The sequence below is a fragment of the uncultured Marinobacter sp. genome (assembly GCF_963974375.1).
Taxonomy (GTDB): domain Bacteria; phylum Pseudomonadota; class Gammaproteobacteria; order Pseudomonadales; family Oleiphilaceae; genus Marinobacter.
The window spans coordinates 1-3,237 of the sequence record NZ_CAXBDN010000360.1; the positions used below are offsets into that span (position 1 = coordinate 1).

2 protein-coding genes and 1 pseudogene are annotated in these 3,237 nt (G+C 60.6%); all 3 read left to right on the forward strand.

The features are described 5' to 3' along the window. Positions 1-352 (forward strand): annotated as a pseudogene (locus AAC035_RS19985) (hypothetical protein); the annotation flags it as partial. Between the two features lie 217 nt (positions 353-569). Continuing rightward, positions 570-2,837: a glucosylglycerol-phosphate synthase gene (gene ggpS, locus AAC035_RS19990; RefSeq protein WP_339806876.1), complete on the forward strand. Its 2,268-nt coding sequence runs from the start codon at positions 570-572 to the stop codon at positions 2,835-2,837. A 54-nt stretch (positions 2,838-2,891) separates the two neighbouring features. Then, positions 2,892-3,237: alpha-amylase family glycosyl hydrolase (locus AAC035_RS19995; RefSeq protein WP_339806877.1), on the forward strand; the 346-nt coding region annotated here is incomplete at its 3' end.

Consider the following 3,237-nt stretch of genomic DNA (forward strand, 5'->3'; position numbering starts at 1 on the left):
CCGGATGCAACTGATCGATCAGTTGCATCCGGATGAAATCGTCTCGGGTTCCGCCGACATGCTGGTACTGCACGGTGCCGGCTGCGCGCTGGCGCCAATTCTGGCGGGGCTGGTGATGAATGTGGTCGGCGGGCACGGGCTGCCGCTCTACATTGCCACGGTGCTGGCTACGTTGGGGGTCTACACCGTTTATCGCTACCGCCATGTCAGTGATCTGGTCACTGGCGAGACGGCGCACTTTGAGCCGATGGTCCAGACTGGCGCGGAAGCCCTGCACCTGGCCTACGACCCGGCCCATGCAATGCAGGCGGACCTGTTCGAGCCTGAACAAGCTGGCACACCGCTAAATTGATGCCGGAAATTGCATGACAGAAGGGCGGCCAGGCTTTTTGTGCACCAAAATGGCGCAGATCTGCAAATCAACCGGTTGGATAATCACCCACGGTGGTGCCCGTTGTTGGTGCATACAAGGCGATTGCCGGCACCGGCACGGAATCTGCAACGGAACCCCTGACTGACCGTGACCAGGGAACGGAAACTCATCTGAAGCCCCGTGCAGGGAGTTGACTGTGATACTTGCCACCGATCTTGACGGAACTTTCCTCGCCGGCGATCCGGACAATCGCCTCAAACTCTATCAACTGATTACCACCCACCCGGATGTGGATCTGGTGTATGTAACCGGTCGTGGCCTGGAGTCGGTGCTACCGCTGCTGGCGGATCCGACCTTACCCCAGCCGGATTACATTATCTGCGATGTGGGCTGCACGGTAGTCGATGGCCGCAGCCTTCAGCCAGTGCGGGCAATACAGGGTGACGTGGATCAGCGCTGGCCCGGAGAGCACGTGGTGGAGGCCGCTCTTGCAGAGTTCACCGGACTGAGTCGTCAGGAAGTCCCTCAGGAGCGACGTTGCTCCTTCCTGTGTGAGCCGGATCAGGTAACCGATGAGATTCGCGTGATCGTCGAAGCCCTCGATTGTGATCTGCTCTATTCAGCGGACTGGTATCTGGATGTGCTGCCCCGGGGCGTTAACAAAGGCAAGACCCTGAGGGCCCTGGTGGCGCATCTCGGGGCAGACCCCGAAAATGTCCTGGTAGCAGGGGATACCCTGAACGATCTCTCCATGTACGAACAGGGCTTTATCGGTGTGTGCGTCGGCGAGTCCGAGCCGGCCCTGCTCGATGCCACCCAGAGCCGGGCCCGGGTCTATCACGCCACCCTGACCGGCTGCGGCGGTATTCTGGAGGCCCTGGGCCATTTCGGCTTTCTGGGCCCGGAGGGGGTCGCAGCGGAGGCCCGGGATATTCTTGAGCCTGGCAAATCCGACCTGGTGATTGTGTACCACCGGCTGCCTTATGAAGAGAGTGTGGAGGATGGCCAGCAGGTGAGGCGCCGGCCCACGTCGCCCAACGGGATTATCCCGACCCTGCTCAGTTTTTTTGCCGATGGCAAGGCGGGTTCCTGGGTCGCATGGTCGGTGCATGAACCCACCATGGGAGCGTTTGAGACCCACACCGAGGTGGATACCCAGCGCTACCCCAGATTGCGCGCGGCCCGGGTGGCGCTGAGCAAGAACGATGTGGATATCTTCTACAAGAAATTTTCCAAGGAAGCCTTCTGGCCGACCCTGCATACCTTCTGGGAGCGGGCCATCTTCCGGGAAGAGGACTGGCAGGTCTTTCTCAAGGTTAACCGGCTGTTTGCCGAACGCACAGCGGCGGAGGCCTCCGAAAACGCCGTGGTCTGGATTCACGACTACAACCTGTGGATGGTGCCGGCGTTCCTGCGTGAGCTGCGACCGGATGTCACCATCGCGTTTTTCCACCACACCTACTTCCCGTCGGCGGATGTGTTCAATGTGCTGCCCTGGCGTCGTGAGATTGTCGGCAGTCTGTTGCAGTGCGACTACATCGGCTTTCACATACCCCGTCAGGCCGAGAACTTTGTGGATGTGGCCCGCGGCGTGACACCCCTGGAAGTGACCCAGAGGGCGGGTTGTGCCCCTCGATTCCTGACCTATGGCTGCGCGGTGGGGCTGGATGAAATGACCACCGGAATCCGGGTCAACGACCGCAATATCCGCCTGGGTGCACACCCGGTGGGCCTCGACCTGTCCCGGGTGGAGCTGGCACTGGAGCGGGAAGATATCCAGCAGCGCATGGAGCATCTGCGCCAGGAGCTTGGCGACATGCGCCTGGTGCTGTCGGTGGAGCGTCTGGATTACACCAAGGGCATTCTGGAGAAACTCCAGGCCTACGAACATCTGCTGGACGAGCACCCGGAGCTCACCGGGAAAGTGACCCTGATCGTGGTATGCGTGCCGGCAGCCAAGGAAATGACGGTGTATCAGGAATTGCAGATCGATATCGAGCAGACTGTCGGTCGGATCAACGGCCGTTACGCCGAGGTGGGCTGGACCCCGGTCCAGTTTTTCTTCCGCAGCCTGCCATTTGAGGAACTGGTGGCCTACTACGCCATGGCGGATGTCATGTGGATTACACCGCTGCGGGACGGCCTGAATCTGGTGGCCAAGGAATTCGTTGCTACTCAGGGCCTGACTCAGGGCAGGGGAGTTCTGGTGTTGTCCGAGTTTGCCGGTGCTGCCGCCGAGGTCCGTGGTGCTGTCCTGACCAACCCCCACGATCCCAGAGAGATGGCAACCACCTGCTACCGGGCCCTGGCCATGCAAAAGGGCGAGGCCCTGGACCGGCTGCACCAGGCCTTCGAAACCGTCAGTTACTACGACATTGAACACTGGGGCAGGGAGTTTCTGGCCGCAGTCGATGCCACCCGGCGGCCGCAGGAAGAAGACTCCGGGCTCAGTTCCGTGGCCTGAGTGACGTCGCCATTCATGTGTGTCTGATACCACGCCATCGGCAGGAGGTGCCTTTTGAGTTTGCGTAATGCGGTCCAGCTGATCTGCTATCCGGACCGGATCGGATCCGGGCTGGCGGATCTGAACCGGTTCATCGACAGGCATCTGAAAGGGGCCATCGGCGGCGTGCATCTGCTGCCCTTCTACCCTTCCAATGCCGATGCCGGCTTCTCGCCCCTGACCCACACCGAGGTGGATCCGGCCTATGGCTCCTGGGATGACATTGAGCATCTGTCCAGCCGCTATGACCTGTGTGCGGATCTGACGGTCAACCATATCTCGGACGAGTCCATGGAATTTCAGGATTACCTTGCCCATGGCAAGGCTTCCGAGTACGCGGACCTGTTCGTGGATGTGGCCA